At 44.7% G+C, this 4528-nt stretch carries 5 protein-coding genes; 2 read left to right on the top strand and 3 right to left on the bottom strand.

The window, feature by feature from the left end; genetic code table 11:
• Positions 1-15 precede the first annotated feature (15 nt).
• A complete protein-coding gene (locus H6F50_RS08640; protein WP_190428367.1) occupies positions 16-249 on the bottom strand; it encodes a hypothetical protein in 234 nt (77 codons plus the stop codon).
• Between the two features lie 6 nt (positions 250-255).
• Between H6F50_RS08640 and H6F50_RS08645 the strand changes: the two genes are divergently transcribed.
• Both H6F50_RS08645 and H6F50_RS08650 read left to right on the top strand, forming a co-directional pair.
• On the top strand, positions 256-966 hold the full coding sequence (locus H6F50_RS08645) for a gamma-glutamyl-gamma-aminobutyrate hydrolase family protein (protein WP_190428368.1): 711 nt from the start codon (positions 256-258) through the stop codon (positions 964-966).
• A gap of 250 nt (positions 967-1216) precedes the next feature.
• Positions 1217-2866 carry a hypothetical protein gene (locus H6F50_RS08650; protein WP_190428369.1) on the top strand — a complete coding sequence of 550 codons (1650 nt, stop codon included), beginning with the start codon at positions 1217-1219 and terminating at the stop codon, positions 2864-2866.
• Between the two features lie 202 nt (positions 2867-3068).
• On the opposite strand, the gene H6F50_RS08655 is transcribed toward H6F50_RS08650, so the two are convergent.
• Both H6F50_RS08655 and H6F50_RS08660 read right to left on the bottom strand, forming a co-directional pair.
• The gene (locus H6F50_RS08655) at positions 3069-3455 is read right to left on the bottom strand and encodes a nuclear transport factor 2 family protein (protein WP_190428370.1); all 387 of its coding nucleotides are present in this window, start codon (positions 3453-3455) and stop codon (positions 3069-3071) included.
• A gap of 39 nt (positions 3456-3494) precedes the next feature.
• Positions 3495-3869, bottom strand: a complete 375-nt coding sequence (locus tag H6F50_RS08660) for a nuclear transport factor 2 family protein (RefSeq protein WP_190428371.1) — start codon at positions 3867-3869, stop codon at positions 3495-3497.
• Between the last annotated feature and the right edge of the window lie 659 nt (positions 3870-4528).

The following is a 4528-nucleotide window of genomic DNA, read 5'->3' on the forward strand; positions in this document are numbered from 1 at the left end:
CAAAAACAGTCATGCTTAAGGGGAACTCAGCCTAAGAATGCAAAGACGGCGATCGCTCGTTTGATGTTGCGGTAGATTTCGCAATTGGCTACCTTGCACAGACAGCGATCGCTCTTTATTGCCGGAAGCTACTTTCAGGATGGAGACTGAAAGCAATAGGAGAGATTTTGCGATTCCCCGCATCAGGGATAAAATCTCGCAATGTTGAGGTTGCGGAGCCAGAGCGATCGCCCGATCAACTGCTAACATCAGAAAATGAAATCTAAGCCGCCACTCATTGGAATTACTACCGCTGGTCAGCTGGATACGCGCCTGTTTAGCATCAGAGGCGACTATGTAGAGGCAGTGCGCTTAGCGGGTGGCTTACCGATGTTGCTGCCCCCAGGAGAACCCGATCCCGCAGCCATCTTAGAAAGAATTGATGGATTGATCTTTTCTGGCGGGGGTGATATTGACCCCGCGATTTACAACGACTCATCCCATCCCACAGTTTATAACGTCGATCGTCAGCGCGATACCTTTGAGCTAGCTTTAGCCAAGCTGGTTTTAGAGACAGATATCCCAATCTTAGGGATTTGTCGTGGCTTGGAAATTTTGGTAGTCGCAACAGGTGGCAATTTGGTGCAGCATCTGCCGGATGAATTTGGTGACGCGATCGCGCACCGCACCCATCAGTCTCGCTTCTGCGAACATCATGTGCAAATTGACCCTGATAGTCGCCTAGCAGCGATGATTGGCATTACAGAGTCGGAGATAGTCTCGTGGCATCATCAAGCGGTGCGGACAGTACCACCAGGGTGGAGGGTTACGGCACGCGCTTCTGATGGCGTAATTGAAGCGATGGAACACGAACAGCATCCTTGGGCGATCGCACTTCAGTGGCATCCAGAACTCGCTCTCCAAGATCCCTATCAGCAACGCATCTTTCAGGCGTTAGTCGAGACAGCACGTAAGCGCACAATTTAATTTTCAAGAGATCCACGTGTTCTCGACTACAAGGCACGGACACATCTCGAAAAGGCTGAAACGGGAAAAAATCTGTTTTGTAGACCTTTAATAAACGTTAGCGAAAGTGTTATTTAAATAAGCTTTTTTCGCATCCTTACTTATCGGGAAATCCAAAAACGAAGATTGTATCTATCTCTATCGTGTTCATCTGTGTTTAGACGTGATTTCCCTATTAAATGATTTTTCCAAAAAGAGAGAAAACCTCTCTATGAAGCGTCTCGTGGCAATTTTCGGTATTGTTGGAATTCTCAATGCCTGTGCAGCTCAAACTCCTCAATCACCTCAGGCAATTGAGCAAGCAACTAATTCTACTAAATCGACGGCTTCAAACTCAAAAACGACTTCACAAACTGACAAAAGTTCCCAGATAGCGAATTCGGATAATTCAGCAACTAAATTGCCAAAACTGGTTTCCGATAAAGATGAATTGCCTTCTCAGCAATTTGATTTTCACATCCGCAACATTGTGACTGCTGGCAATACTGTAAAGTTTCAATCCCGCAAGTATGATTTTGTTTTTGACAAAAATAGTAGTAATTTTTCTGTGCAACCAGGAAGCCTCCCCAAAAATTTTGTTTCTCAGCCAGAGAAGCATCAAAAAGCGCTAGGGGGAGAGTTAAATCTGCCTTCTCGTTACGAAACGATTGAATATGAAGGCAAGACTTATCAATATCGGGTAAGTCGTGAAGGGAATTCAGAAACTCCAGATTGCCAAAAAGAAGCAAAAGTCGTAATTAAGCTAATTACTCCTGATAAGCAATCGAAAACTCAAACCTTATATACAGGTAGTTGTCTGAGCTTTCCTTACATTACCGCCGCTAAAATTGTAGGCGATCGCTTGTGGTGGTCGCTTGCCTTTCCACAAGGAGAAGGGTATACCGGCAAAACAACTCTCGTTGGTTATCAGCCGCAGCAGCAGAAATGGACAGTTATTCATCCACAAGGGATGGATAGACAAGAGATTCTGGATTTCGAGATTGCTGGAACTCGCGATCGCCCAACATTCTGGATGGCAACAAAAATTAGTGGAGAAGGCAACAACTATTCACCAGGAATGGGATTAGTCGCGTACCGTCCCAACTCTTCTGACCTGCAATCTGGTTCTGTGACTTCGTACCGCGTAGACAACAGTCCGCTCATCGGTACAATTCCCGATAAGCTATTGCTGGAATCAGATCGGCTTTGGGTTGGTACAGGCAACGGGGTCTGCCAGTTGCAATTGTCAGTTCCCGATAATCCTGATTGGAAATGCTGGCGCTTTGCCATCACCGCACAACTACCGACCAAGAAAGTGCCACTCTACAGCGCCTTATTGAACGAGACGCCTGCGGCTACTCTCGATGCTACTGGGGGACAAACCGTTGAAGTTCTCTGGTGGCTGCCCACAGACTATAGCAGTAGCAATCAACCTCTGCCGCGCCGGAAAGGTCGTTACGAAGTCAGATATGAAACAGGCTTCACAGGGACGCTGGATGGGCAGGGGGCAACTTCTTGGTCTGAAATTTTTGGATCATCGGAAAAGCCGCCGGTGTGGTTTTCTCCTGTCTCCTGGCCTGGTAATGACTGGCATTGGGACGGTTCGCGCTTTGTCCGAGGATTTGATGAAGTGTGTGAGTGTCACTCTGGGGGAGGTCCTAGAGGCATTGGTTCTATAGAGCGCAATCCTAGCGGTGGCATCAACCTTAATGCCATGCGAGGCGATTTGGATTTAGTGAATTTGTCGAAGAATTCTACTAGCGTCAAATATTATTCCGGCTGGGTTGATGATGCTCTTATTAATCCTTACCCAACTGTGGTGCCACAACCTCCAAAAAACGCTCAACCTAATCCTCTTGAATCTATCGCTAAGCAACTCTAGTCCGGGGTTCTGTAAGGTACAACAGAAACTTTAGGAGACGCTGTTATCCACTTCAGAAATTGAGGGACGAAAATCACTATTTAGATGGATCGAATTATTTGTAGTTCCCCATCCTTATCTCTGTGTCAGCATTAAGTTTCGTTCCTCAAACGCCACGTCGCAAGAGTGGGGAAGCCTCCGTTTTCAGGTGGCTTCCCAACCTTTAACGCATTAAAGGACTCCCGTGGTGATGGACTAAATACCACTTTTGGGCCATTCGCTCAAAAATATTCGTTGCCATCGACTGGGCTTTAACTCTTCTGCCACCGCTGACTTGAAACACATTTTCGACAAGTATAATGTAGGCAATATTATCTCGAATCTCTGTAGTAACAATCTCTGTTTCTATTTCAATGTAACTGGTGTTTTTAAATATCTGTTCCCAGGAAGAGCGAATTTCCTTGCCGCCTTTCAGTGCTTTGCGTCCGGGGTGTATACAAAGAGTCCCGGTTCCTTGCGAATAGATTGCACTCATGGCTTCGATATCTTTTTTCTCGAAGGCTCGATAGAAAGCCTGATTTGCGGCTAATACCTCTTGCTCGTCGCTCATAGTTGCCTCACCTCATTTAAATTTTGACAGAATCAATTATCATGTTCTTAACTTAGGCGTTTCAGTATCAAAATATTCACGCCAGCGACTAATCCGACCCGCTTGGAAATTAATAACAATAACATCATCGGCTTTGTTACGACGACCTGTTGCATTTTCAGTATCTTCGTAATACCACTCGACTACTGCGCGATCGCTTTCAACAACTACCTGCCGAATCTCAATTCTTACATCTGAATACTGCTGAGCAAAATGAGTGACTTCTTGCCGAATTCTCTCTTGCCCCTGCCATCGTTGACCCGGTAGGATGATTTCACCGTCGGGCGCAAACAGTACTGCTAGAGCCTCTGCGTCACGAGCAATCCAGGCATCTCTCGCTTGCGCGATCGCTATCCGAATATCTTCTGGATTCATAGGCTGATTGGCAAACGCACCTTTGCTAAAATCTGTAGTTAATAATATAAGAATTAGTTCCACCTATATAAACCATTTTAAAGAAAAAAGATATATTGATAAAATAATAAAGGCTATCGTAATTACATTTAATTTTTGAAATGTTTTTTTAACGAATCGCAGAGGTCGCAGAGAAAATAAACACTGATAAAGTTTATAGGTTTGGCTAGGAAAGCTATGCATCCCTCTACCAGCAGAATGAGTTGATAGCAATTTTACTGATTAGAAGGTCAGCTCCCCGACTTCCCTAAGAAGTCGGGGAGCTGAACCTCTACCTCATAACTTAAATCTGATTGCTATACTATTTTAGATTGTAAAAAACTTACGATTCTCCTTGTCTCTACCAATTGGTAGCTTCATAAAATCAAACATGGTAACGGTCAAACAAAATGGGATTACCAACGAGGGGAATGGAGGTTATTAAAGCCTCTTCTGAGAGTATCTTATCGCCCTGCCAGAAAATTTACTTTAAGGTAGACTCAGGCTGCTAAGGAAAGAAGCTTGAGGCTGGAATTTTTAAACGTCTTTTTTACTTCAAGGGTAAGGAAAGAAGCTGGATGCTGGAATTTTTAAATGTCTTTTTTAGTTCAGGAGGGTTTATCCCTCACGGTCATTGTTAC

The organism is Coleofasciculus sp. FACHB-712, assembly GCF_014695635.1.
GTDB lineage: Bacteria > Cyanobacteriota > Cyanobacteriia > Cyanobacteriales > FACHB-T130 > FACHB-T130.